The sequence below is a fragment of the Symbiobacterium turbinis genome, assembly GCF_055383075.1.
This window is the reverse complement of record NZ_AP042433.1, coordinates 1,945,193-1,968,685: the sequence shown is the minus strand read 5'-3', so window position 1 is coordinate 1,968,685 and position 23,493 is coordinate 1,945,193. Positions and strand designations below refer to the sequence as shown.

24 protein-coding genes are annotated in these 23,493 nt (G+C 68.4%); 19 read left to right on the top strand and 5 right to left on the bottom strand.

The genetic code is table 11. The annotated features are described in order from the left end of the window. Positions 1 to 59: 59 nt before the first annotated feature. From ACZ45O_RS09335 to ACZ45O_RS09315, 5 genes are all read left to right on the top strand, one after another. On the top strand, positions 60 to 1,664 hold the full coding sequence (locus ACZ45O_RS09335) for an acyl-CoA mutase large subunit family protein (RefSeq protein WP_464852460.1): 1,605 nt from the start codon (positions 60 to 62) through the stop codon (positions 1,662 to 1,664). 57 nt (positions 1,665 to 1,721) lie between these two features. Continuing rightward, positions 1,722 to 2,099 carry a cobalamin B12-binding domain-containing protein gene (locus ACZ45O_RS09330; RefSeq protein ID WP_464852458.1) on the top strand — a complete coding sequence of 126 codons (378 nt, stop codon included), beginning with the start codon at positions 1,722 to 1,724 and terminating at the stop codon, positions 2,097 to 2,099. Continuing rightward, on the top strand, positions 2,096 to 3,277 hold the full coding sequence (meaB, locus tag ACZ45O_RS09325; protein WP_464852456.1) for a methylmalonyl Co-A mutase-associated GTPase MeaB: 1,182 nt from the start codon (positions 2,096 to 2,098) through the stop codon (positions 3,275 to 3,277). Before ACZ45O_RS09330 ends, meaB begins: the two co-directional genes overlap by 4 nt. A 25-nt stretch (positions 3,278 to 3,302) precedes the next feature. Continuing rightward, complete coding sequence (locus tag ACZ45O_RS09320; protein ID WP_464852454.1) at positions 3,303 to 4,448, top strand: acyl-CoA dehydrogenase; 1,146 nt, start codon at positions 3,303 to 3,305, stop codon at positions 4,446 to 4,448. Between the two features lie 122 nt (positions 4,449 to 4,570). After that, entirely contained in the window at positions 4,571 to 5,050 is a 480-nt protein-coding gene (locus tag ACZ45O_RS09315) for a hypothetical protein (protein WP_464852452.1), read from the top strand. A gap of 1,148 nt (positions 5,051 to 6,198) precedes the next feature. On the opposite strand, the gene ACZ45O_RS09310 is transcribed toward ACZ45O_RS09315, so the two are convergent. Continuing rightward, positions 6,199 to 7,098, bottom strand: coding sequence for a LysR family transcriptional regulator (locus ACZ45O_RS09310; RefSeq protein WP_464852450.1), 900 nt, complete (start codon positions 7,096 to 7,098; stop codon positions 6,199 to 6,201). A gap of 96 nt (positions 7,099 to 7,194) precedes the next feature. Between ACZ45O_RS09310 and ACZ45O_RS09305 the strand changes: the two genes are divergently transcribed. The 3 genes from ACZ45O_RS09305 to ACZ45O_RS09295 all read left to right on the top strand — a co-directional run bounded on the left by ACZ45O_RS09305 (position 7,195) and on the right by ACZ45O_RS09295 (position 9,227). Continuing rightward, entirely contained in the window at positions 7,195 to 7,905 is a 711-nt protein-coding gene (locus ACZ45O_RS09305; RefSeq protein WP_464852448.1) for a glycerophosphodiester phosphodiesterase, read from the top strand. Positions 7,906 to 7,986: 81 nt separating this feature from the next. Beyond that, positions 7,987 to 8,190 (top strand): twin-arginine translocase TatA/TatE family subunit, encoded by a 204-nt coding sequence (tatA, locus tag ACZ45O_RS09300; RefSeq protein WP_464852446.1) that lies wholly within the window; start codon positions 7,987 to 7,989, stop codon positions 8,188 to 8,190. A 203-nt stretch (positions 8,191 to 8,393) separates the two neighbouring features. Next, positions 8,394 to 9,227 carry a YitT family protein gene (locus ACZ45O_RS09295; protein ID WP_464852444.1) on the top strand — a complete coding sequence of 278 codons (834 nt, stop codon included), beginning with the start codon at positions 8,394 to 8,396 and terminating at the stop codon, positions 9,225 to 9,227. 34 nt (positions 9,228 to 9,261) lie between these two features. On the opposite strand, the gene ACZ45O_RS09290 is transcribed toward ACZ45O_RS09295, so the two are convergent. Genes ACZ45O_RS09290 through ACZ45O_RS09275 form a run of 4 tightly spaced genes read right to left on the bottom strand, consistent with a single transcriptional unit; the run spans position 9,262 to position 13,509 of the window. Next, positions 9,262 to 9,429, bottom strand: coding sequence for a hypothetical protein (locus ACZ45O_RS09290; RefSeq protein ID WP_464852442.1), 168 nt, complete (start codon positions 9,427 to 9,429; stop codon positions 9,262 to 9,264). Continuing rightward, positions 9,426 to 10,664 (bottom strand): Ger(x)C family spore germination protein, encoded by a 1,239-nt coding sequence (locus ACZ45O_RS09285; protein WP_464852441.1) that lies wholly within the window; start codon positions 10,662 to 10,664, stop codon positions 9,426 to 9,428. Before ACZ45O_RS09285 ends, ACZ45O_RS09290 begins: the two co-directional genes overlap by 4 nt. Then, positions 10,654 to 11,754 carry a GerAB/ArcD/ProY family transporter gene (locus tag ACZ45O_RS09280; RefSeq protein WP_464852440.1) on the bottom strand — a complete coding sequence of 367 codons (1,101 nt, stop codon included), beginning with the start codon at positions 11,752 to 11,754 and terminating at the stop codon, positions 10,654 to 10,656. Before ACZ45O_RS09280 ends, ACZ45O_RS09285 begins: the two co-directional genes overlap by 11 nt. Positions 11,755 to 11,757: 3 nt before the next feature. Then, positions 11,758 to 13,509 carry a spore germination protein gene (locus ACZ45O_RS09275; RefSeq protein ID WP_464852439.1) on the bottom strand — a complete coding sequence of 584 codons (1,752 nt, stop codon included), beginning with the start codon at positions 13,507 to 13,509 and terminating at the stop codon, positions 11,758 to 11,760. 141 nt (positions 13,510 to 13,650) lie between these two features. On the opposite strand from ACZ45O_RS09275, the gene ACZ45O_RS09270 reads away from it, so the two are divergent. The 11 genes from ACZ45O_RS09270 (at position 13,651) to ACZ45O_RS09220 (ending at position 23,434) form a co-directional block, all read left to right on the top strand. Further along, positions 13,651 to 13,962 (top strand): hypothetical protein, encoded by a 312-nt coding sequence (locus ACZ45O_RS09270; protein WP_464852437.1) that lies wholly within the window; start codon positions 13,651 to 13,653, stop codon positions 13,960 to 13,962. A gap of 174 nt (positions 13,963 to 14,136) precedes the next feature. After that, positions 14,137 to 15,423, top strand: coding sequence for a 6-phospho-beta-glucosidase (locus tag ACZ45O_RS09265; RefSeq protein ID WP_464852435.1), 1,287 nt, complete (start codon positions 14,137 to 14,139; stop codon positions 15,421 to 15,423). A 7-nt stretch (positions 15,424 to 15,430) separates the two neighbouring features. Further along, positions 15,431 to 16,243, top strand: a complete 813-nt coding sequence (locus tag ACZ45O_RS09260; RefSeq protein WP_464852433.1) for a carbohydrate deacetylase — start codon at positions 15,431 to 15,433, stop codon at positions 16,241 to 16,243. A 24-nt stretch (positions 16,244 to 16,267) separates the two neighbouring features. Further along, positions 16,268 to 17,797, top strand: a complete 1,530-nt coding sequence (locus tag ACZ45O_RS09255) for a PTS transporter subunit EIIC (protein WP_464852431.1) — start codon at positions 16,268 to 16,270, stop codon at positions 17,795 to 17,797. Positions 17,798 to 17,809: 12 nt separating this feature from the next. Continuing rightward, positions 17,810 to 18,514, top strand: coding sequence for a PP2C family protein-serine/threonine phosphatase (locus ACZ45O_RS09250; RefSeq protein WP_464852429.1), 705 nt, complete (start codon positions 17,810 to 17,812; stop codon positions 18,512 to 18,514). Positions 18,515 to 18,536: 22 nt separating this feature from the next. Continuing rightward, positions 18,537 to 18,908, top strand: coding sequence for a hypothetical protein (locus ACZ45O_RS09245; protein WP_464852428.1), 372 nt, complete (start codon positions 18,537 to 18,539; stop codon positions 18,906 to 18,908). Then, complete coding sequence (gene lepB / locus ACZ45O_RS09240) at positions 18,908 to 19,480, top strand: signal peptidase I (protein WP_464852427.1); 573 nt, start codon at positions 18,908 to 18,910, stop codon at positions 19,478 to 19,480. Before ACZ45O_RS09245 ends, lepB begins: the two co-directional genes overlap by 1 nt. 61 nt (positions 19,481 to 19,541) lie before the next feature. After that, a complete protein-coding gene (locus tag ACZ45O_RS09235; protein ID WP_464852426.1) occupies positions 19,542 to 20,207 on the top strand; it encodes an HD domain-containing protein in 666 nt (221 codons plus the stop codon). Between the two features lie 128 nt (positions 20,208 to 20,335). Beyond that, complete coding sequence (gene secD, locus ACZ45O_RS09230; RefSeq protein ID WP_464852425.1) at positions 20,336 to 21,586, top strand: protein translocase subunit SecD; 1,251 nt, start codon at positions 20,336 to 20,338, stop codon at positions 21,584 to 21,586. After that, positions 21,587 to 22,513: a protein translocase subunit SecF gene (gene secF, locus ACZ45O_RS09225; protein WP_464852424.1), complete on the top strand. Its 927-nt coding sequence runs from the start codon at positions 21,587 to 21,589 to the stop codon at positions 22,511 to 22,513. Positions 22,514 to 22,924: 411 nt separating this feature from the next. Next, entirely contained in the window at positions 22,925 to 23,434 is a 510-nt protein-coding gene (locus ACZ45O_RS09220; RefSeq protein WP_464852423.1) for an NUDIX hydrolase, read from the top strand. Positions 23,435 to 23,493: the final 59 nt, after the last annotated feature.

The following is a 23,493-nucleotide window of genomic DNA, read 5'->3' as shown; positions in this document are numbered from 1 at the left end:
AATAGGCAGAAAAGGCGAATGGGTGTGAAGCGACACCGAATTGGGAGGGAGGGTGGCCCGTGGCCACAGCAGAGCGAAAGGAGCGGTTCGCCGGGGTCTCAGACCGGCCGGTGAAGCGGTTCTATGGCCCCGACGACATTGCCGGCTTTGACTACGACCGGGACCTGGGGGATCCCGGTGAGTACCCCTTCACCCGGGGCGTGCACCCGACCATGTATCGCGGCAAACTCTGGACCATGCGGCAGTTCGCGGGCTTCGGCACGGCGGAGGAAACCAACGCCCGGTTCCGCTACCTGCTGGAGCAGGGGCAGACGGGCCTCTCGACGGCCTTCGACATGCCGACGCTGCTGGGCTACGACTCCGACCACCCGTACGCCAACGGCGAGGTCGGCAAGCTGGGGGTGGCCATCGACTCGCTGCGGGACTTCGAGATCCTGTTCGAGGGCATTCCCCTGGACAAGGTCTCGACCTCGATGACCATCAACCCGCCGGCTTCCGTCATGCTGGCCATGTACCTGGTGGTGGCCGAGAAGCAGGGCGTCTCCTGGGACCAGGTGAGCGGCACCATCCAGAACGACATCCTGAAGGACTATATCGCCCAGAAGACCTATATCTACCCGCCGGCCCCCTCGATGCGGCTGATCACCGACGTCATGGCCTTCTGCGCCCGGCACGTGCCCCGGTGGAACACCATCTCCATCTCGGGTTACCACATCCGGGAAGCCGGGGCCACGGCCGCGCAGGAGCTGGCCTTTACCCTGGCCGACGGCATGGCCTACGTGGAGGCGGGGATTCAGGCGGGGCTCGACGTGGACGAGTTCGCCCCGCGCCTCTCCTTCTTCTTTGATGTGCACAACGACTTCTTCGAGGAGATCGCCAAGTTCCGCGCGGCCCGGCGGATCTGGGCGCGCGTGATGCGGGAGCGCTTCGGCGCCAAGAATCCCCGCTCCTGGATGCTGCGCACCCACGCCCAGACCGCGGGCGTCAGCCTGACGGCGCAGCAGCCGGAGAACAACATCGTGCGGGTGACCCTGCAGGCCCTGGCCGCGGTGCTGGGCGGCACGCAGTCCCTGCACACCAACTCCTACGACGAGGCGCTCGCGCTGCCCAGCGAGGAGGCGGTGCGCATCGCCCTGCGCACCCAGCAGATCATCGCCGAGGAGAGCGGCGTCGCCAACGTGGTCGACCCGCTGGCGGGTTCCTACTACGTGGAGCACCTGACCAACAAGCTGGAAGAGGAGGCCTGGGCCTACTTCGAGCAGATCGAGGCTCAGGGCGGCGTGGTCGCGGCGATCGAGAAGGGCTGGTTCCAGCAGCAGATCGCCGATTCGGCCTACCGATTCCAGCGGCGGGTGATGAACGGCGACTACAGGGTGGTGGGGGTCAACGCCTACGTCGACCCCGACGAGAAGCCCCACACCAACATCCTCAAGGTGAACCCGGAGGTGCAGCGCCGGCAGATCGAGCGGGTCCGGGAGGTGCGCGCGACCCGGGACCAGAAGGCGGCCGAGGCCGCACTGGCCGAGCTGCGCCGGGCGTCACAGACCGATGAGAACCTGATGCCCTACATCATCGAGTGCGTCAGGAGCTACTGCACCGTGGGGGAGATCTGCGGGGCCTGGCGCGAGCTGTGGGGCGAGTACCGGGAGGAGTCGGTCTACTAGTCACGGGGCGATGGAGGGGAAGCGGAAGTGGAAGCGGCATCGGGACGCAGGATCAGGGTGCTTGTGGCCAAGCTGGGGCTCGACGCCCACGACCGGGGGGCGAAGGTGGTCGCCCGGGCCTACCGGGATGCGGGGTTCGAGGTGATCTACACCGGCCTCTACCAGCGGCCGGAGGCCGTGGCCGCGGCCGCGATCCAGGAGGACGTGGACGTGGTGGCGGTTTCCTCGCTGGCCGGGGCGCACGGGGTGCTGATCCCGCAGCTCATCCAGCTGCTCCGGGAGCAGGGGGTGGACGACGTGCTGATTCTGGCCGGCGGCATCATCCCCGAGGATGAGGTGCCTGCCCTGCTGGAGGCCGGCGTCTCCCGGGTCTTCGGGCCGGGCTCGGACCTGGAGGAGATTATTGAATACACGAGGGAGAACGTGAAGCGATGAGGCCGGAAGATCGGGCTGCTGAGCTCTTCGCCCGCCTCAGGTCCGGTGACCGGCGGGCCCTGGCGCGGGCGATCACCTGGATCGAGAACGGCGCCGAGGAGGCGACGGCGCTGCTTCGCCTGGTCTACCCGCTCACGGGCCGGGCCCACGTGGTGGGCATCACCGGTCCGCCGGGCGCCGGCAAGTCCACGCTGGTGGACAGGCTGGCCAGCGAGCAGCGCGCCCGCGGCCGGACTGTCGCCATCGTGGCGGTGGACCCCACCAGCCCCTTCTCGGGAGGCGCGATTCTGGGCGACCGGATCCGCATGCAGCGGACGCTCACCGATCCCGGCGTCTTCATGCGCTCGCTGGCGGCCCGGGGGCACCTGGGCGGCCTCTCGCCGGCCACGGGCGAGGTCGTGTCTGTCCTCGACGCCTTCGGCTTCGACGTGATCCTGGTCGAGACGGTGGGGACCGGCCAGTCCGAGGTGGAGATCATGGCCCTGGCGCACACCACCTGCGTGGTGGTGGTCCCGGGCCTGGGCGACGAGATCCAGGCGATCAAGGCCGGTATTCTCGAGATCGGCGACGTCTTCGTCTGCAACAAGGCGGACCGGGACGGCGCCGACCGGACGGTCAACGAGATCGAGATGATGCTCGACCTGGGCCACATGGGCCAGCCGGGGATCAATCGCTGGCCGGCGGAGCCCGCCGAGGGCGGCGGGGCGCAGTCGCCGGCTGCGGGAGCTGCGCTGCCGCCGGGCGCCGATGCGGCCCTGCGCCGGCTGGACCGCACCGGGCATCACAGCGCGGCGGACCTCGCGCGGGCTGCCGGCTACATGACCCGCGCGGCGGTGCATGCGGCCGAGCGGCACGGCACGGCCAACCCCGGCGATATCTCGTGGCGACCGCCGGTGCTGAAGACGGTCGCCAAGGACGGGCAGGGCGTGGAGGCCGTGGTGGACCGGCTGGACGAGCACCTGACCTTCCTGAGGGAGACCGGCCGCTGGGAGGCCCGCCGGGAAAAGGATGCGGCGCTGCGGCTGCAGGAGCTGGTGGGCCAGCGCGCGGCCCGCGCCACCCTGGACCGGGCCCGGGCCGCCGGCGATCTGGAGCTGCTGGTCCGGCAGGTGGCCGAGCGGCGGCTGGATCCGTACACCGCGGCGGATGAGATTCTGCGCAATCACTGGGGCCGATGAGCTACTGCACGAGGAGGCGGAATCCGTGAACTTCAATCTGACCGAAGAGCAGAACATGGTACGGCAGGCGATTCGGGAACTGGCGGAAAAGGAGATCGCACCGCGGGCAGCCGAGTTCAACCGGAACCACGAGTTCCCCTGGCCGAACTTCAAGCTCCTGGCGGAGAACGGCTATCTGAACATGCACCTGCCCGAGCCTTACGGGGGCGGCATGGACTGGGTGAGCTACGCGATCGTCATCGAGGAGCTGGCCCGCGCGTGCGCCGTCACCTCCGTCATCTTCGAGGTCCACTGCTCGCTTCACTCCGAGGCGATCTTCCACTTCGGCAGCGAGGAGCAGAAGCAGAAGTACCTGCCCAAGCTGACCCGGGGCGAGATCCTGGGCGCCTACGCCCTCACGGAGCCGGGCGCGGGCTCCGACGCCGCCGCCCTGCGCACCTCCGCGGTGAAGGATGGCGACTCGTACATCCTCAACGGCGAGAAGACCTTCATCACTAACGGCGGCCAGGCCGGGCTCTACGTGGTCTTTGCCCGGACCAATCCCGACCCGGAGGTGGGCCACCGGGGCATCTCTGCCTTCCTGGTGGAGGCCGGCACCCCCGGCTTCAGCGTGGGCAAGCCCATGGAGAAGATGGGGCTGCACGCCTCGCATACCACTACCCTGCACTTCGAGGACTGCCGCATCCCCGCCTCGCAGCTGCTGGGCCGGGAGGGCGAGGGCTTCAAGATCGCCATGGCGATTCTGGACCGGGGCCGCATCGGCATCGCGGCGCAGGCGGTGGGCATCACGCAGGCGGCTTTGGAGGACTCGATCAAGTTCGCGAAGGAGCGGCACACCTTCGGCAAGCCCATCGCGGAGCACCAGGCCATCGCCTGGAAGATCGCCGACATGGCCACGGACCTGGAGGCCGCCCGCCTGCTGCTCTATCGTGCCGCCTTCCTGATGCAGCAGGGGGTCCGGGCGACGAAGGAGATCTCGATGGCCAAGCTCTTTGCCTCGGAGATGGCGATGAAGCACACGGTGGAGGCCGTGCAGATCCACGGCGGTTACGGCTACATGCAGGAGTACCGGGTGGAGCGGCTGATGCGTGAGGCGAAGATCACGCAGCTCTACGAGGGCACCAGCGAGATTCAGCGGCTGGTGATCTCGCGGGCTCTGCTGCGGGACTAAGCAGCGTGGCCGTGGGCGGTGGGTCGTGAGCGATGAGCGCTCGATCCCCCGGGACGCTGCGTCCCGGGGGATCGGGAGTTTCGGCGGAAGAGGACTGGGGAAGACGGCTGGAGGGTGACGACGTGCAGAGGCGACGGCTGGTTGTCGCGGCATGCTTGATTGTGGCGGCTGTGGGCACGGCGATCGGGTGGGTGTACACGCACCCGCCGCTGAGCAGTTCCGGTTACAGTACGCGCCACGATGGCGAGGGCACGCCGCTGGCCCACGGCGTGGATCTGATCAACAATGGACGCTGGCCCCTTACGCTGGTCGCGGTGACGGTCGACGGGCAGGAGATCCTGCCCCCGCACGCCATCGCAGTCGCGAATTTCACGGATGGCGAGTTGGCGGGAAGTGCGGCGATCACCATGGAGAGGGAGGGCCACAAGCTCACGAAAGGCCCGGTTTACGGCTGGAAGATGCAGCCGGCGCGGCGCGTGGGGCGTTCTCGCTATGCAATCAGGCTGGATACGTCGGGCTTTCCCGCGGAGTTTCGGAAGATCATCGTTCACTACCGCTACCTCGGGCTGCCAATGAGGTACGATATCACGCCCTGGAGATGACGGTGCGGGGTGTTCGGCTCAGGAGGACACCCGAACGATGCGCAGCCAGGAAGCCATTGGATTGGCGTCCTGGTTTTCTCGTTCTCTTGGGCCGCACGGTCTGCCGGCGCAGCGCTGCGTGGGGGTGGGTGACGCGGACCGGGCAAGCGGAGGCGAGGCTCTCGGTCTGGCGTCACTGCTGCGGGACGGGCACCGCGGGAAGGAATGTGCACTTCTGTCGAGTCCTTGCGTAGCAAGCGTGTCCGGGTTCGCGAACTGGGAAACCCGCACGGGGCGCGGGTCTGGTGGAAGTGCACATTCGTGCCACCGCACGCCGCGGAGAAGACCCCGGCCGCAGGGGCCGGGGCCTGGTTGCCCACTGACGCGATGAAGGCAGTGGCGGAGGCCCATCCGAGAGGATGGGGAACGGCTCCGGAAAGGTTTGTGGGAGTCGATTCGAGCCGCTCTCCCCACTGCCACCTTTATTGTGTGCGCTGACGGAGAGCTATACGCGATCACCTGCTGGAAATGCATACAAGTCGCTCGCGAGCCAGAGGGGGCTCGAAGCGCTGCACGGCCTGTGCTCGCTGAAGCGGCCGGTGCCGGGCGACAAAGTCCTTGAGGATGCTTTTTCCACCGGCGTAGCCCTGGGCCCGGATCTCCTCCAGCAGCACGTTGCAGTTGAACATGCCTTCCCGCAGGCGGGACAGGATGTACCCCTTGTAGGGTTCGAGTTTGGAGGGTTTCTGGGGCCGACGCTTGTCACGGGGATACAATTGTGCCTTAATATACTTGCTGACCGTTTTGCGGTGTGGCCCGTGATGCGGGCGAAAGCTCGAATGCTGTAACCCTTAGCATACAGCTCCCTGAGATAGAACATTTCCCTCGCTCCAACCATGATGTAGACACCGCCTCCTTGCCAGGGAATTGGTGTCTCACATTCGGTGGGGCGGGGGAATTTTCATGCGGCCCCCGTGGAGGATTCTACAACCGGCCGTAACACCAGGTGCGAGCCGGTGTCCGCAGGAAGGACAGAAACGAGGCTGAACGAGCCGACCAGCTCTTTGACCGCGGCCGCTGCCCCCGTCTCTTCCAGGAATTCCCTGGCCACGGCTGCCACGGGCGATTCGGCGAACTCCACGCCCCCGGGGAGATCGGGCAGCTTCCCGTCACCGCCCTTGCAGCCCTGGCACGACCCCGTCGGGGAACGACCGCTGCAGCAGCTCCACGAACCGCCGGGCAGCCTCGGGCAGCTCCCGGTGCTGGGGCAGGATCAGGTAAGTGGCGGCCGTGGGCAGCTCCATGTCCACCGGCACGGTGACCAGCCGCCCTTCGGCCAGCTCCCGCACCACGGAGGAGTGCGGCAGGAACGAGACCCCCAGCCCCTCCTCCAGCATCCGCTTGGTGATGTCGACCCGGTCCACGGCCAGGGTGCGGAGGTGGGGCTGCCGCTTGCTGACCGCCATGAGCAGGGCGTCCCAGTAGATCGGGTGGTTGCCGGTCAGCAGCAGGTGGCGGCCCACCAGGTCGACCCAGCTGGCGCCGGAAGCATTTTCCGGAGCGGCGACCAGCACGACAGGATCCGTGTACAGCACTGTCGAAATCGTGTCAGGGTGGACGGAGGGCGCCCGGGCCAGCCCCACGTGCGCGGCGCCGGAGGCCACGACCTGCCCGACGGCGGAGGAGACCTCGGTGGTGATGATCACCTCCACCCGGGGGTTCTCCTGGGTGAACTGCTTCAACCGGCCCGGCAGAACCGAGGTGGCCACCAGGGGCGAGGTGACAAGCTGCAGCCGGGTATCATAACCCTGCCACCATGCGGTCATGTCGTTGACGGCCTGCTCGTACGTGGCCAGCACCCTGCGGGCGTGGGGAAGGAACCGGTGCCCGGCCGCCGTGAGCCGGACCCGCTTGCCGACGCGGTCGAAGAGCTGGAATCCCAGCAGCTGCTCCAGCTGGCGGATGTGCGTCGTGACCGTGGGCTGGGCGAGGTAGAGCCGCTCGGCGGTCTGGTGGAAGTTCTCCAGCTCCGCTGCCGTCACAAAGGTGTGCAGTAGTTTGAGGTCCATGCGAGGTGCTCCCTTCTCCCCCGGCTGGAATTGGGTTGCACATTTCGAGACCTTTCAACTGTTTTCCTCTAATGTCACGAGCAGAGGAGAGATCGCATGCCGCAGGTGATCGGTCATCGGGGTGCAGCGGGCACCCACCCGGAGAACACGATGGTTTCGTTCCAGAGGGCCTTCGAGCTGGGCGTCGATGGGATCGAGTTCGACGTGCACCGCACGGCCGACGGGCACCTGGTCGTCATCCACGACCCGGCGGTTGATCGCACGACCGATGGTTCAGGCCTGATCATGATGATGACCCTGGAGCAGATTCGGGCCCTCGACGCCGGTTCGTGGAAGGACCCGCGCTTTGCCGGCGAGCGGGTGCCCACCCTGCAGGAGCTGGTGCGGGCCACGCCGCCTGGCGTCCGGCTCTACCTCGAGCTGAAGGCCGGCTCGGTCCACTACCCGGGGATCGAGCAGGAGCTGGTGGATCTGCTGAAGGCGGAGGGGGCGCTGGAGCGCACGCAAGTCTCCTCCTTCGACCACCGTGCCCTGGTCAAGCTGAAGGAGATCTGTCCGGAACTGCCGCTGGGCATGCTCACCTCGAGCAACCTGGTGGACCCCGTCCGCATGGCCAGGGAGATCGGCTGCGAGGCGATTCACCCCGCCTGGCCGTGGGTGACCCCCGAGTACGTGGAGGCGGCGCATGCGGCCGGGCTGAAGGTGAACTGCTGGACCGCCAATGAACCCCTGGCCATCGCGATGATGCGCAACGCCGGCGTCGACGGCATTATCACGGACTATCCGGAACGGGTGAAGAACGGCTGACGGGCGCTGCAGGAGAAATGGCTCCGTGCCCCGAAGCATCGCTGAGTACGCAGTAAATCACGCAGCAGGGAGGAATTGCGAATGTTCGGGCGCCTCGGCACGATGGAGATCCTGCTTATCGTATTGGTCATCCTCCTGCTCTTTGGCGGCGCCAAGCTGCCGCAGCTGGCGCGCGGAGTGGGTGACTCGATCAAGGAGTTCCGCAAGGCGGTCAAGCAGGACGATGAGAAGGACGAAAACGAGGCCGAAGACAAGGACAAGGAAGAGAGCAAGGACGAGAAGTAGGAACCACACGAGACGCAGCTACGATACGCAGCACGTGACGTAGCACGAGACGCAGGACGAGGAATAGCAACGCACGCAGAAACGAGACGCAGAAACCGGACGTAATACGCGAAAATGGACGGGCAGAAGGAGGAGGACCAGGAACGGGCAGACTACCGATGACTAACTGCTCGTACCGCCTGCCTGCCTGAGGAGGCCCCACTGTGCTCTGGATCTTGCAACTGTTGGCCGGCGCGCTGCTCATGTCTCTCTCGGCCAACGTCTTTCTCGTGCCCCTGAAGCTGGCCGAGGGCGGCGTGACCGGAATCGGCATCATCCTCTACCACCTCCTCGGGGTGCCCATGTGGGTGACCCAGGTGGTCGTGAACATCCCCATCCTGGCGCTTGGGCTGAGGGTGAAGGGCTGGCGGCTTCTCAGGCGATCGCTGATCGGCGTGGCCGCGTACTCGTTCTTCCTCGCGGTCACGGCCAACATCCCGCCCATCACCGATCAGGTGGTGCTGGCCATCGTCTACGGCGGCCTGACCATGGGCGTAGGCCTCGGCCTGGTGCTGCGGTCGGGCGGCACCACGGGGGGAACCGAGGTGCTGGCCCTGGTGCTGCAGCAGCGGCTGGGTTTTTCCGTCGGGTCCATGGTCCTGGCGGTGGATGCCGTCGTCCTCGCCATGGCGGCGATCGCCTTCTCGCCCGAGGCGGCGATGTGGGCCGTCATCACCTTGTTCATCTCGTCCAAGGTGGTCGACATCGTGCAGGTGGGGCTCTATTCCGCCCGCGGCGTCACCATCATCACCAACCGCCCCGACCCGATCGCCCGCCGCATCATGACGGAGGTCGAGCGGGGCGTGACGATCGTGAACGGCACCGGGGCCTTCACCGGCGAACCCCGGTCCATCCTGTACACCGTAGCCCAGCGGACCGAGCTGACGCAGGTCAAGCAGATCGTCTACGCGGAGGATCCCAAGGCGTTTGTGGTGGTCGCCGAGGTCCACGAGGTGCTCGGCGAAGGGTTCCGCGACCCGGCCAAGGACATACAGTGATGAACGGGGCCAGGCGAAACCGCCTGGCCCTTCTTCATGACAGGTACCAGATGACCCAGCCGGGCACTGCAACCGTGGCCACGGCGATCAAGGCCAGCCCCACGGCGCCGAGGCGCAGGCCCCGCTGCCAGGCCCAGCGGGCGTAGTTGAAGGTGGAGACAGCCACCAGCAGGGCGCCCAGCAGGATCAGGACGGTGATCACCTGCGCATCCCCTCCTCAGAGGCGTGGGTCGGGGCGAGGGTGAGTCCGTACCGCCGCAGGCTGACGTCCACGGTGGCGGTGATTTCGGCTTCGGCATACTTGTTCTGCCAGTCGTACGCCTCCCAGGCCTGTACCGTGGGGAAGGCGGCCACCGCGTGGCGGCCGAAGCCGGCCACGTCGCTTCCCCACCGCTGCGTCTTCTCGATCAGCCGGGTCACAGTCTCCTGGAAGTGCTTTTCGATGGCCCGCTCCAGATCCGCCTGCTTGCCGGGCCGGGCGTAGTCGATGCCCGAGGGCATGGCCACCACCTCCGCCTCCAGCGTGAGGTAGGCCCGGATGGCGGGCTTTTCGCCCAGCCGCTCCACCACGATGCGGGAAGGCCGGCCCCGGCTGATGTGCAGCGTGATGAACTGGTCGGGCTCGCCGGGGTCCTCAAAGGCGATGTACGCCCCCTGGAAGCGGTTCTGCAGGCCCAGCAGCGCCCGCACCTCCTCGCCGCTCAGCACACCGACCATCCGGCTGCCCCGGAAGACGGCGGCGCCCATCATCTCAACCGGCGGGCCGCCCCGCCGCGGGAGCTCGCCGGCCACAACGTGCGCTTCCCGTTCGGGGGCCCGGGCGTCGGCCCCGTCTGCCTCGCCGGTGAGGGCGGCGTAGTAGGCGATCGGCTCCTGGTAGCGCGCGTTCAGCAGGGCCATCACGGAACTGAGCTGGCTCGCGGCCGGAAGCGTGCCGCTGGTGCGGGAGTGGTAGGTGAGCTGCTCGATGAACTTGGCCGGGTTGTTGTCCAGTTCCGGCTTCAACGCTCGCAGAAATTGTGCGGCCCGGTCCCGGGTGACGACCAGGAAGGCCGTCTCCCGCAGCTGGCGGAAGCGCGCCAGCCCGTCGAAGAACGGCAGTCCCTGCTCCCGTGCCAGCCGCTCGTGCACGAAGATGGCCTGCGTGTGGTGAAACTGCACCTGTCGGCCGACGTACCCGTGCAGAATCGTCGTGGTCGCCGCGAGGCTCGGGGCCTCCACCGTGGTGATCAGCACGGGGGGCTCGTCTCCCCCGCCGCCCTCCTTCCCCGCCAGGGCCCGGGGCTTGGCGATGACCACCGTGATGGCATAGGGGCTGGACCACCCCTCGTCGATGCCCACGGCCAGGACGTAGGCCCCCTCCTCGATCTCCATCTTGTTCCAGCAGCCGGCCAGCAGGGGCAGCAGCACGATGAGGGCCAGCAGTTTACGAGGCATGGTCTGCCGCCCCCCTGCCGCGCAGCGCCGCCAGCATCCAGAGGAGGAGCGGAACGGCCAGGGCGCCGAACCCCATCGGCCGGATCCACTCCCGATCCAGGTGGAGCGCCGCCACGTAATCCTTCGGCAGCAGGGAGAGCGCCGCGATGATGATGGCCATGGGCAGCACGAGCGGACGGTACTCCGGCAGGCGCAGGGCTCCCGCCAGGGAGGATACCCCCGCGTGAAACAGGGCCGACAGCCGGATGGCCGCCGCGAAGATCCAGAACATCACGATGAGCGCCTCCGCTCGCTGCAGGAAGCGGCCGAGGTAGATGAGGCGCGCGAGGTAGAAAAGGGGGAAGGGATCCTCCCGGGCGAAGGGCGGGCCGGCCGTGGCCACCAGCACCGTGACCGTGAGCGTGGCCGAGATGCCGAACAGCAGGATGCCGTGCAGGCTGCTGTGCTGCAGGTCGCTAGCGTCCCGGAAGACGTTGCCGATGGCCAGGAGCGCGATGGCGTCCGCCGCCATGCTGGTGAAGTAGAGGCTGCCCACCAGGGTCCGGTCGACCCCGAAGCCCCACAGCGGAAAGAGCAGGGTCACATCCATCCGGGGCAGGCTGAACAGCAGCACCAGCAGCACGCCCGCCGCAATCAGGGGCAGCAGCAGGTACGCTGTGCGGGCGATCGCCTCGGGCCCCTGGTAAGAGGAGAAAACGGCGAGGATCATCCCCGCCGCGATGAGGACGCTGGGCGGGGTATGGGGCAGGATCGTGATGATGAACGTCTCGGTGAAGTTGCGCAGGGTGACCGTGGCCGCGGCCAGGAGCCAGGCGGAGACGGCGAGGGTCAGCAGGGGACCGAGAAAGGGGCCGGCCGCCTGCTGGCTGATATCCGCCAGCTTCTGGCCGGGAAAGCGCCGGGCCAGGGCCACCATCGGCAGGACCGCGATCATGCCGAAGAGGGTGATCAGTATGCAGACCTGCCAGGCCGCGGGCCCTCCCACCCGCACCAGGTACTGCGGATACTGGAGGAAGAGCATGCTCCCCAGGATGGTGAACAGGAGCACGCCGCCCTCGCGGGCGCCGATATGGCCCTCAACCTGTTGCATGGTTCAGCCTCCCTCGGGCGAGTCGGTCTGCGGGGAGTTGGGGTCCCAGGTGCGCACAATCTCCCGCTGCCGCCGCCGGTTCAGGGGATGCAGGTAGCCGGGCCGCTCCTCCTGCTGGTAGAGCGGGGGCGTGTACACCACGTCCGTCGCCCGGCCCTTGTACGCGACCACGGGGGCGAGGTAGGAGACGCCGAAGGAGCGCAGGCTGGCGGCGTAGAGCACCAGGGCGTAGAGGCCGGCCGCCAGCCCCAGGAAGCCCAGCACGGTGGTGGCCAGCAGCAGCAGGAAGCGGAAGGTGCGGATCCCCCAGCCCATCAGGTAGTTGGGCAGGGCGAAGGAGGCCAGCCCGGTCACGGCCACCACCAGGATCATGATCGGGCTCACGATGCGGGCCTCCACTGCGGCCTGCCCCAGCACGAGGGAGGCGACGAGGCCTACCGTGGGACCGATGACCCCGGGGATGCGGGCGCCGGCCTCCCGGATGAGCTCGAAGACCACGTCCATCGCCAGCAGCTCCACCACAGCCGGCATCGGCACCGGCTCGCGGCTCTGGGCGAGGAAGAGCATCAGCTCGGTCGGGATCATCTCGGGGTGGTAGTTCACCGCGCCGATGTAGAAGGCGGGCAGCACCAGCGAGATGATGAGGGCTCCGAGCCGGATGTAGCGGAGGATGGAGCCGAACGGCCAGCGGAGGTAGTAGTCTTCCGCCGTCTGCATGAGCGACCAGAAGGTGGTCGGGCAGATGATGGCGTGGGGGGCGGTGTCGACGAAGAGCACCACGTGCCCCTCCGAGAGGTAGGCGGCGGCCCGGTCGGGCCGCTCGGTGATCATGGTGGTCGGCAGGAGCGAGCGGGGCCTGTCGTCGATGTACTGCTGCAGCGTGCCCGAGCCGCTCACCACGTCGACCTTGATCGCCTCGACCCGCCGCCTCACCTCGGCCACCAGCAGCGGCGGGGCGATGGTGTCGATGTACAGCATACCCACGTAGGTCCGGCTCACGCTGCCGACGGTGAGGATCTCGGTGACCAGCCGCGGATCCTTCAGGCGGCGGCGCACCAGGGCCACGTTGACCCGCCACGCCTCGGTGAAGGCGTCGTGCGGACCCCAGATGACCTGCTCGGCCTTGGGTTCGCTGACGCTGCGCGCGGGCGGATCTTTCGTCTCCACCGCCAGCCCCACGGCGACCCCGTCCATCAGCAGCACGGTGTCGCCGGCCAGCAGCGCCTCGGCGATGGAGGCCATGTCGTAGTGCCGGCTCACCTGGTTGCCGGTGAGCAGCCGCTGCTCCACCAGGTCCACGGCGTAGGGGCCCTGCTCCGGGCGGAGGCGCAGCTCGTGGCTGAGCAGCATGAGGGGCTCCATGATGTTCCCGTTGATGACCTGCTTGTCCGAGATGCCCTCCATGAAGAGGAGCACCGCCCGGATCGGCGGCTTGGTGGCGATGGTGATCTCGCGGGCGATGAAGTCCTTGTTCCGGGGCTGCCGGAAGAGCTCTTTCAGGTGGCTCACGTTCTCGTCCAGGTTCGTGGAGAGGTCGCCCACCTTCTCCAGCGCTTCCTTGCCTTGCGGGACTGCCTGCGCCAGCCGGTCGAGGCGCGTGATCAGGGCGGAGGTGTGGATGCGGGCGTCGGCCGTCATCTCTGCGGTCTGCTCCGCGCTGGCCGGCGGCTGGTCCTGGCCTGCCAGGGTGAAGACGTCGTCTGGCAGGGCGGCGCCCGGATTCAGCCAGCGTTTCAGCAAGTCCCAGAAGTTCACGCGCACCCCTCCCGTTTCCAGGTCTAAGGTGCCCGCGCACGCCTCCCCGCTATACCCGGGCGGGCGCGTGCCCGCGGCGGGCCCCGGGCAAGCTATGGTCGTTAACCTGCGGGTTCATGAATTTGAGGGAGGGATTCGCACGTGCGTACGTGGCAGCGGCTGCTGCGGCAGATGCTGGCCCTCGCCCTGGTCTTCGGCCTCGTGACGGCGGCTGGCTGCGCCCCGCAGCAGCAGCCCGAGCAGGAGCAGCAGCAGAAAGAGCAGGGAAGTGGCGGGGGTGAGGATGGCGAGAAGGAGGAAGGGAAGAAGGATAAGGACGACGAGGACGAGAAGGGGGACGAGGAGAAGTCCGGCGGCGGCTCCGGCGAGGAGAGTGGCGGTGGCGAACAGAAGGGCGGAAGCGGCGGCAAGGACAACGGGAAGGGAGGCGGCTCGGGCGGCAGCGGCCAGTAATGGCGCCCGAGAGACGGCCGGCGGGTTGGCTGGAGGAGGGCAGTCAGGGAGGCTCTGCGGGGAGGCTGGGCCTCCCTGATCTTTTGCCTCCGGAAACAGGGAGTTGGTGGCGCACAGGCGAAGTATCAGGAAAGGGTTGGCACGTGACTCTTCAGACGAGGGGAAGGTGACCGGATGAAACTGACCATCATTGGCGGTGCGAGTGCGTACACGCCAGACATCGTTCTGGGACTCCTGCAGAACCACAACCTGTACGCCGGCGGCGAACTCTGCCTGCACGACATCGACGCCGAGAACCTGCGGCTGATCGAGCGGCTCGCCCGCGGGCTGGTGCGCGCGGCGAAGGCCGACCTGCGCGTCACCGCCACGCAGGACCGCGCGGAGGCCATCAGCGGCGCCCGGTTCATCCTCACCCAGCCCCGGGTCGGCGGCCTTCGGCACCGCGCGCTGGACGAGCGGATTCCGCTGAAGCACGGGCTCATCGGCCAGGAGACCCTGGGCCTCGGCGGCTTCGCCTTTGCCTGGCGCACCATCCCGCTGATGCTGGAGATCGTGGAGGAGGTGCAGAAGCTCGCGCCCGAGGCGTGGATCATCAACTACGCCAACCCCGCCGGCATGGTGACCGAGGCGGTGATTCGGCGCTTTCCGGATGCCCGGTTCATCGGCCTCTGCGACATGCCCACCGGCGTGCAGTGGACCATCGGCCGGCTGCTGCGGGTGGACGTCCACCGCGTTGGCCTGGACTACGCCGGCATCAACCACGCCGGCTGGGTGACGCGGGTGCTGCTGGACGACGCCGACGTGACCCCGCGGCTGCGCCGCTGGGCCGCAGTGCTGGGGCCCGTGGCGGCGCTGCTGCCGCTGGGCGAAGAGACGGGCACGGTGCGGCTCTTCCGGGAGCACGGCATGGTGCCCGATCCCTACCTGCGGTATTACTACTATAAGGATCGGATCCTCGCGCAGCTGCGGCGGGCGAAACAGACCCGCGCCGAGGTCCTGATGGAGCGGCTGGAGCGGCTCTACCGGCATTACGCGGAGGTGGCCGGGCAGGAGCACCCCGTGCTGCGGGAGCACCGGGGCCACCCGGCGCACTCCGACCTGGCCTCGCAGGTGATCGCCGCCATGGCGGCGAACCGGCCGACCCGGTTCGTCATCCAGCAGCGCGGCGGCGGCGCCGTGCGCCACCTCCCGCCGGACGAGGCGGCCCAGTTCCCCGCCATCGTGGACGGCAGCGGCTGGAAGCCCATTCCCCAGCCCGCCCTGCCCCACAAGGAGGCCGAGCTCATCGCCCGCATCAAGGCGTCTGAGACGCTGAACGTGCGCGCCGCCCTGGAGGGCGACCGGAGCCTGGCGGTGCAGGCAGCAGAACTCAACCCCCTGGGGGCGCCGGAGCCCCTGGCTGGAAAGGTGGTCGACGAACTGCTGGCCGCGCACCGCGAGTACCTGCCGCAGTTCGCGTGAGGCGGCCATGCGGGGACTCATCATCAACGCGGACGACTTCGGCCTCAGCCCGGGCGTGAGCCGGGGCATCCTGCGGGCCCACCGGGAGGGCATCCTCACCTCCACCACGTTCATGGTCAACTTTCCCTGGGCCGCCGAGATGGCCGCCCTGCTTGGGGACGCCCCCAACCTGGGGGTGGGGCTCCACCTGAACCTGACCACCGGCGCGCCGGTGCTGCCGCCGTCTGATGTGCCCAGCCTGGTGGGGCCGGACGGCCGCTTCGGGCGCAACCTGCTGCGCCTCCTGCGCCGGCTGCGGCCCGCGGAGGCGGAAGCCGAGTGGTCGGCGCAGGTGGAGCGGTTCGTCGCGCTGTTGGGCCGGGCGCCGACGCATCTGGACACGCACCGGTACCTGCAGGCCTGGCCGCCCCTTTGCCGCGCGATGCTGAACGTGGCCCGCCGGTACGGGGTGCGGGCGGTGCGGGTGCTGCCGCCCGGCTTCTTCCCCCCGGGGACCTTTGCTCCGTGGAGCCCGGCCGGTCCCATCCTGGGCGCGGCCCTGCGCCGCACCACGGCCATGATCCGGCAGAGCGGCCTGGCCGCACCCGACCGCACCCTGGCAGGCGACTTCGACCTTCCCGGCCTGCTGGCCCGGCTGGACCGGGTCGGCGACGGGGTGACGGAGCTGGTCGCGCACCCCGGCGAGGTCGACGACCAGCTGCGGGGCCTGAGCTCGCTCCAGGGCCAGCGGGAGGTGGAGCTGGCCGCGCTCACCTCGCCCGCCGCCAGGGACAGGGTGAGGGAGCGGGGGCTCAGGCTGATGCACTTCGGCGACCTGTAAGGCGCGCAAAAGGGGGTAAGTGTGGTGCGAAACAAGGCTGCTTTTTTCCAGCGGGCCTCGGCGAGCCTGATGATTCCCCTGACCTTCCTGCCCTTCCCGGCGGTGCTGGTGGCCCTGGGCACGGTGCTGGGACTGGGGCCGCTGGAGGCGGCCGGGCTGGAGCTCCTGCGCACCTGGCTGCCGCTCTTCTTCGCCATGGGCATCGCCGTCGGGTTTGCCCAGGGCGAGGGAATGGCCGTGCTCTCCGCCGCTGCGGGCTACCTGACGATGATGGCGGTGGCCGCGGGTGTGGCCGGCGACCCCTCCGTGAACTTCGGGGTGCTGGGCGGCGTGGCGATCGGCGCCGTCTCCACCTGGCTGTACGGTTACGCGGCGGAGCGGGTCAGGCTGCCCGAGTTCCTGGCGCTCTTCTCGGGCAGGCGGATGGGGCCGATCTTCGCGGCCCTGGCCGGGGTGGTGCTGGGGTGGCTCCTCGGCCTCATGTGGCCGGGCTTCCACCGGGGCATCGTCGCGCTGGGCGAGTGGATCTACGCCGCCGGCGGCGTCGGCGCCTTCGTTTACGGCGGCACCATCCGGGCCCTCATCCCCACCGGCCTGCACCACATCCTGATGCAGCTGGTGGACTACCAGATGGGCGCGTGGACCGACCCGGCCACCGGCCAGGTGGTGGTGGGCGAGTACATCCGCTTCCTGCACGGCGATCCCAATGCGGGCCGGCTGCTCTCGGGCTTCTTCCTGACGCTGGCCTTCGGCCCCCTGGGCGCGGCGCTGGCGATGGTGCACGAGGCCCGGCCCGAGCAGCGCCGGCGGGTGAGCGGCATGATGCTGACCGGCGTGCTCACGGCGATGGTGCTCGGCATCACCGAACCCGTGGAGTTTGCGTTCATCTTCGCCTCACCCCTGCTGTTCCTGCTGCACGTGCTCTTCTCGGCGGTGGCCTCGCTGCTGGGGTACGTGCTGGACATCCACCTGGGCGGCTACGCCCTGCCCATGGCGCTGATCAACTGGCACCGGCAGCAGAACGGCTGGCTGCTGCTCCCCCTGGGGGCGGTCTGGACCCTGCTCTACTACGTCACCTTCCGGCTGATCATCCGCTGGCGGCGGCCGCCGGTCCTCGGGCAGGCCGGTGAGGTGGCCGTCGGCGTGGCGGGCGCCGGAGCAGGCGCCGGAGCAGGCGCCGGAGCAGGCGCCGGGGCCAGGGCCGGGGCTGCGGCGGGGCATCGTGCGGCGGGACCTGGCGCTGCCGGGTCCGGATCGGCTGCGGGCGCCGGGGTTGCGAGCGCCGACAGCGAGGCCGCGGCCATCCTGGAGGCGCTGGGCGGCCCGGCCAACGTGCGCAGCCTCACGGCCTGTATGACCCGCCTGCGGCTGGAGGTCCAGACCCCCGACGCGGTGGACGATGCAGCCCTGCGCGCCCTGGGCGCAGCGGGTGTGGTGCGCGCCGGTGCGTCGATCCAGGTGGTCTTCGGCCCCCGGGCGGGCGACATCGAGCGGGCGCTGCAGCAGGAGCTGGCGAAGGCGGCAGAAGGCGATTCGGACCGGGACGAGGCGTAGGAGGCATGGGCCGTGCAGGTGACGATGGCGGTCGCCAAGGTGCCGAAGTTTGGACTGATTGAAAGTGGGGATTCTGTAGAACTGGTGGAGCGGCCCCGCGGGGGTGTGACCGCCATCCTGGCCGACGGGCAGATGCACGGTCGGTCGGCGAAGCGGCTGAGCCAGTTGGTGGTGGCCAAGGCGATGCAGCTGGTGGCGGACGGCGTGCGCGACGGCGCGGTGGCCCGTGGCGTGCACGATTACCTGTACGCGGTGCGCGATGGCAAGGTGTCCACCGAACTGGTGCTGCTCTCGGTGGACACCCGGACCCGCACCCTGGTGGTCACCCGGAACACCCATGTGCCGGTGCTGGTGCGGCGGGCCGACGGCGGCGTCCTGCGGCTGGACGAGCCGGTGGAGCCCATCGGCATCCGGGAGACCCTGCGGCCGGTGATTGCCGAGATCCCGCTGGAGGCGGGGATGGTGGCCCTGGCGGTGACGGACGGCGTCTTCTCCGCCGGCCGGCGGCACGGGCGGCAGTGGCCGGTCGAGCAGCTGGAGGCCATGCTGCAGGGGGCCGACCCGGAGGAGATGCAGGCCCTGGCCGACTGGGTCCTGGCCGAGGCGATGCGGCTGGACGAGCAGCGGCCCGCGGACGACATGGCCGTGCTCGCCGTAGGGGTGACGGAGGGCGGCGAGGACCGCATCCGCCGCATGAGCGTGACGATGGAGTGGTGAACCCGATCGGGGAGGAGTGCGATTGCGAGAACCGGTCGTGGCGATTGTGGGTGTATGCGCATCAGGGAAGACTACGCTGGCAGCCGGCCTGAACGAGGCCGGCGTGAAGGCGTACAGCGTGCCGCAGGAGCACTCGTATGTGCGGCGGCTCTGGCGGCACACCCGCCCGGACGCCAACATCCTGGTGATGCTGGACGCCAGGTGGGAGACGACCCGCCGCCGGCGGCCCGAGATCACCTACGGGCCGGAGCGGCTGGAGGAGCAGCGGAACCGGCTGCGCTACGCGCGGGAGGAATGCGACCTGTACCTGCCCACCGACGACCTCACCATTGAAGAGGTGCGGGCGCGGGTGCTGCAGTTTATTGAAGCGTGGAAGGAGAAGGAGCGAGCGTGATGGCGCCTCCGCAGGAGGGCCCGCGGCGGGCCGGCAAGGGGCTGGTGCGGGAGATTCTGGAGACCGTGGCGCTGGCATTGGTGCTCGCGCTGCTGGTGCGCACGTTCGGGGTGCAGATCTACCGGGTCGACGGCGAGTCGATGCTGCCGACCCTGGCCCACGGCGACCGGCTGCTGGTGAACAAGCTGGTCTACCGGTTCCGGCAGCCTGTCCCCGGCGAGGTGGTGGTGGTGGCCGATCCCGCCCACCCCGGGCGCCACCTGGTGAAGCGGGTGATCGCCGTGGCGGGGGAGGAGGTGGAGGTGCAGGGGGACGCGGTGTGGGTGAACGGCCGGCTGCTGGACGAGCCCTACACCCACCCCGACAGCCCTGGCACCTACAGCGCGGGCCCGCTGACCGTGCCGGAAGGATACGTGTGGGTGATGGGCGACAACCGCGGCGCGTCGCTGGATTCGCGGCTTATCGGGCCGCTCCCGGTGCAGCGGGTGGAGGGGCGCGCGGTCGCCCTGTTCTGGCCCCCGGGGCGGATCGGGGAGAACGGGCCGCTGGCGGCGGCCCGGGAGTACGAGTGAGACGGGGGCAAACAGACGCCGGCGGCGGCCCGGGAGTACGAGTGAAACGGGAGGAACCAGCTTGGCTCGGGTAACCTTCGAACAGGTGAAGCAGGATCCAGAGGTGCGCGCCTATATCGTGAAGGCCAACGAGATGCTGTCGGCCATCGGCTTTACCGAGCACGGGCTCCGGCACGTGGGGCTGGTGGCCGACCGGGCGATGGGCCTGCTGCGGGAGCTGGGGCGGCCTGAGCGGGTGCAGGAGCTGGCGGGGATCGCGTCGCTGCTGCACGACATCGGCAACATCGTGAACCGGCAGGGCCACGGGCAGACCAGCGCCCTGCTGGCCCACCAGATCCTCACTCGGATGGGGATGGAGCCGGACGAGATCGCCATCATCATGTCGGCCATCGGCAACCACGAGGAGGAGATCGGCAACCCGGTGCACGATGTCTCCGCCGCGCTGATCCTGGCCGACAAGTCCGACGTGCACCGCACCCGTGTCTACAACCGGGACGTGGCGACGTTCGACATCCACGACCGGGTCAACTACTCGGTGACCCACAGCGACCTCCACGCCTGCCGGGACGAGAAGGTGATCCGGCTGAGCCTGACCGTTGACACCTCTATCATTGCGATCATGGAGTACTTCGAGATCTTCCTCACCCGCATGATCATGTGCCGGCGGGCGGCGGACTACCTGGGCTGCCAGTTCCAGCTGGTGATGAACGACAATCGGCTGCTGTAGGCCCGTTTCAAGCAGGAACAGTTGGATTGCTGGCGTATTCCAAAGGGAGTGTGGAGGCGAGGGAATGGGGAGGCACGGCCTCCTTTTCCTTTGCGAAGCAGCGATTCCACTTGTGAGGAGGACAGGCCATGAAGGGCGGCTGGAACGGCCTGGTTCTGGCCTTGATCGTGGTGTTGGTCGCAGGCGTGATTGGCTTCTTCCTGTCGCCGCACCCGGAGACGGGGTCGGCGCGGATTCTGCATCACATGAAGCTGGGCCTCGACCTGCAGGGCGGCGCGCACATTGTGCTTCAGGGAGTCGACTCGGAGCTCGGCCCGGTGACGCCGGAGACGATTCAGGCGGCCCGGGCGGTCATCGAGAACCGCATCGACGCCCTGGGCGTTTCTGAGCCGGTGGTTCAGGTAGACAACCAAAACCGGATCATCGTGGAGATCGCCGGCGCGGCGGACATCGACGAGGCCCGTGAGGTCATCGGGCGGACGGCGGTGCTCCAGTTCATCGATCCCGAGGGCAACGTGGTGCTGGACGGGCGCGACGTCGCCGAGGCGGGCGTGGCGCAGGACCCCGCAGGGCGCGGCTTCTTGGTCACCCTGAAGCTGAAGGGCGAGGGGCCGCGGAAGTTCTACGAGGCGACCTCCAAGTTCATCAAGCAGCCGATCTACATCATGCTGGACGATGAGGTCATCTCGTGGCCCATCGTCGAGGAGCCGATTCCCACCGGCGAGGCGACCATCATCGGCGACTTCACGGCGGAGGAGGCCGCCCAGCTCGCCAACCTGATCAACGGCGGCGCCCTGCCCATCAAGCTGGTGGAGGTGGAGGCCCGCATGGTCAGCGCGACCCTGGGCGCGGACTCCATCGCCAAGTCGATGCGGGCGGGCTGGATCGGCATGGTCGGGGTGCTGCTCTTCATGATCGTCCTGTTCCGCATTCCTGGCTTCCTGGCCGACGTCGCGCTGGGGGTCTACGCCATCCTGAACATGATCGTCCTCCTGGCCATCGACGCCGTCTTCACCCTGCCGGGCATCGCGGGGCTCTTGCTGGGCATCGCGATGGCGGTGGACGGCAACGTGATCATCTTCGAGCGGATTAAGGAGGAGCTGCGCAAGGGCAAGGGGCTCCGCTCCGGCATTGACGCGGGCTTCCACCGGGCGTACGTGACGGTGCTCGACTCGCAGGTGACCACGGCGATCGCGGCGGCGATCCTCTGGTATCTGGGGACCGGCCCGGTGAAGGGCTTCGCCGTTACGCTGTTCGTCGGCACGGTGCTCTCGATGTTCACGGCGATCACCTTCACCCGCTGGCTGGTGAAGCTTGCGGTGAACACCGGCTGGTTCAACAAGCGCACCCTGTTCGGCGTGAAGGAGGTGACCGGGTAAATGGGCCTCACCCGAGTTCGCTACATGCGTTACGCCAAGCATTACCTGGCCTTCGCCCTGGTCACCGTGCTGATCGCCGTCGGCGCGCTGCTCTTCCGGGGGCTGAACCTGGGCATCGACTTCACCGGCGGCCTGCTGCTGGACCTCCAGTTCGAGCGGACGGTCTCGATCGAGCAGGTGCGCACCGTGATCAGCAGCGTCCTGGGAATGGACGCGCAGATCCAGCAGGTGGAGCCCAAGGGGGCGCCGAGCCCCGAGGCCACCGAATTCCTCGTGCGCACCCCCGAGCTGAGCGAGGAGCAGAAGGCCACGCTCTACGACAGCCTGAACCATCTGGGGCCGTACACCCTCATCAGTGAGGATGCGGTCTCGGGCACGGTCTCCTCGGAGCTGACGAACAAGGCCCTGCTGGCCGTGGGCATCGCCGCGGTGCTGCAGGTGATCTACATCTCGATCCGGTTCCAGTTCCGCATGGGTGTGGCCGCGGTCATCGCCCTGCTGCACGACGTCGTCATCACCATGGGGGTGCTGGCGATCTTCCAGGTGGAGGTTAACTCCACCTTCGTGGCGGCGATTCTGACGGTGCTGGGCTACTCGATGAACGACACCGTCGTGGTCATGGACAGGCTGCGGGAGAACCTGCAGAACCGGCAGAAGGGCGAGTCGCTGGAGGCGATGGCCACCCGCTCGATTCAGGAGGTCATCACCCGGTCCATCTACACCGGCGTCTCGGTGCAGATCATGCTGCTGGTGATGATCTTCCTGGGCGGATCGACCATCCTGGATCTGGCCTCCACGCTCTTCGTGGGCATCCTGGCCGGCACCTACTCCTCGGTGACCGTCGCGGCCGCGCTCTGGTTCCTGTGGGAGCGCACCCGGGACGGCAGCCCGGCCGGGCCGGCCGGCGTCAGGCCGGCGAAGGCATAGTGCAGGCGGCGGCACCCCCCCACGGCGGCGGGGTGCCGCTTCTTGCATGTGGGATGCCGCCGGTGGGCGTATGTCTCGCGAGGTATGCGTTCTGTTCGCCTTCGCTGTGGGTTGCCGCTGGTGGGCAGGTGGGTCCCACACGATCCGAGCAATTCGAATCTGCGGGTAGGTCTGCTGGCAGGGTGATGCGAGCAGACTGGCCGTAGCCCACACTCAGGGCGAACAGAGCCGATACGGCCCGGCCATGTGCCTGGCGGGCTCCGACCACACCCAAGGCGAGCGCACACAACACCAGGGTTCGCCTGAAAACTGCGTCTTTCACAACGCCGGCGGAAGGATGCCGGACGCTGTCGGCGAACGGTCATCGAGTGGGGAAAATACGCGACAGCGACGGGAACCGGGGTGAGGGCGATGTATGAGATCCGTCCGGTGACGGTGAGGGTGCGGGGGAAGGAGTTTGCGCGGGATGTGGTGCAGCACCCGGGCTCGGTCTGCGTACTGGGGCTCACCACCGAGGACAGGGTGATCTTCGTCCGGCAGTTCCGGCCGGGCATGGGCCGGGACAGCCTGGAGCTGCCCGGCGGCCGCATCCGGCCCGGCGAGAGCCCCGAGGAGGCGGCCCGGCGGGAGATGGAGGCCGAGACCGGCTTCCGGCCCAGGAGCCTGGAGTTGATCGGCCGCTTCTTCCCCGCGCCGGGCTACTCGTCCGAAGAGGCCTACTGCTTCGTCTCTGACCAGCTGGTGCCGGGAACGATGAGCTATGACGAGTCCGAGGAACTCTCCGTGGAGTTCCTCTCCTACGCCGAGGCGCTCGACGCGGTGCGCACGGGCGAGATTCAGGATGCACGGTCGCTCATCGCCCTCATGCTCTGGGGCGAACCCCTTTTCGGCCGGCTGCAGCCCGCACCCCTCGGCGAGTGAGCCGACAGGATCCGACAACCATTAAGACACAGGGCGCCCTGACCGGGGCGCCCTTTCGA

Coding starts and splice junctions, on each gene's coding strand:
- meaB (WP_464852456.1), top strand. CDS start 2,096: ATGAGGCCGGAAGATCGGGCTGCTGAGCTCTTCGCCCGCCTCAGGTCC.
- ACZ45O_RS09310 (WP_464852450.1), bottom strand. CDS start 7,098: ATGGACCTCAAACTACTGCACACCTTTGTGACGGCAGCGGAGCTGGAG.
- ACZ45O_RS09305 (WP_464852448.1), top strand. CDS start 7,195: ATGCCGCAGGTGATCGGTCATCGGGGTGCAGCGGGCACCCACCCGGAG.
- tatA (WP_464852446.1), top strand. CDS start 7,987: ATGTTCGGGCGCCTCGGCACGATGGAGATCCTGCTTATCGTATTGGTC.
- ACZ45O_RS09285 (WP_464852441.1), bottom strand. CDS start 10,664: ATGCCTCGTAAACTGCTGGCCCTCATCGTGCTGCTGCCCCTGCTGGCC.
- ACZ45O_RS09280 (WP_464852440.1), bottom strand. CDS start 11,754: ATGCAACAGGTTGAGGGCCATATCGGCGCCCGCGAGGGCGGCGTGCTC.
- ACZ45O_RS09265 (WP_464852435.1), top strand. CDS start 14,137: ATGAAACTGACCATCATTGGCGGTGCGAGTGCGTACACGCCAGACATC.
- ACZ45O_RS09260 (WP_464852433.1), top strand. CDS start 15,431: ATGCGGGGACTCATCATCAACGCGGACGACTTCGGCCTCAGCCCGGGC.
- lepB (WP_464852427.1), top strand. CDS start 18,908: ATGGCGCCTCCGCAGGAGGGCCCGCGGCGGGCCGGCAAGGGGCTGGTG.
- secD (WP_464852425.1), top strand. CDS start 20,336: ATGAAGGGCGGCTGGAACGGCCTGGTTCTGGCCTTGATCGTGGTGTTG.
- secF (WP_464852424.1), top strand. CDS start 21,587: ATGGGCCTCACCCGAGTTCGCTACATGCGTTACGCCAAGCATTACCTG.
- ACZ45O_RS09220 (WP_464852423.1), top strand. CDS start 22,925: ATGTATGAGATCCGTCCGGTGACGGTGAGGGTGCGGGGGAAGGAGTTT.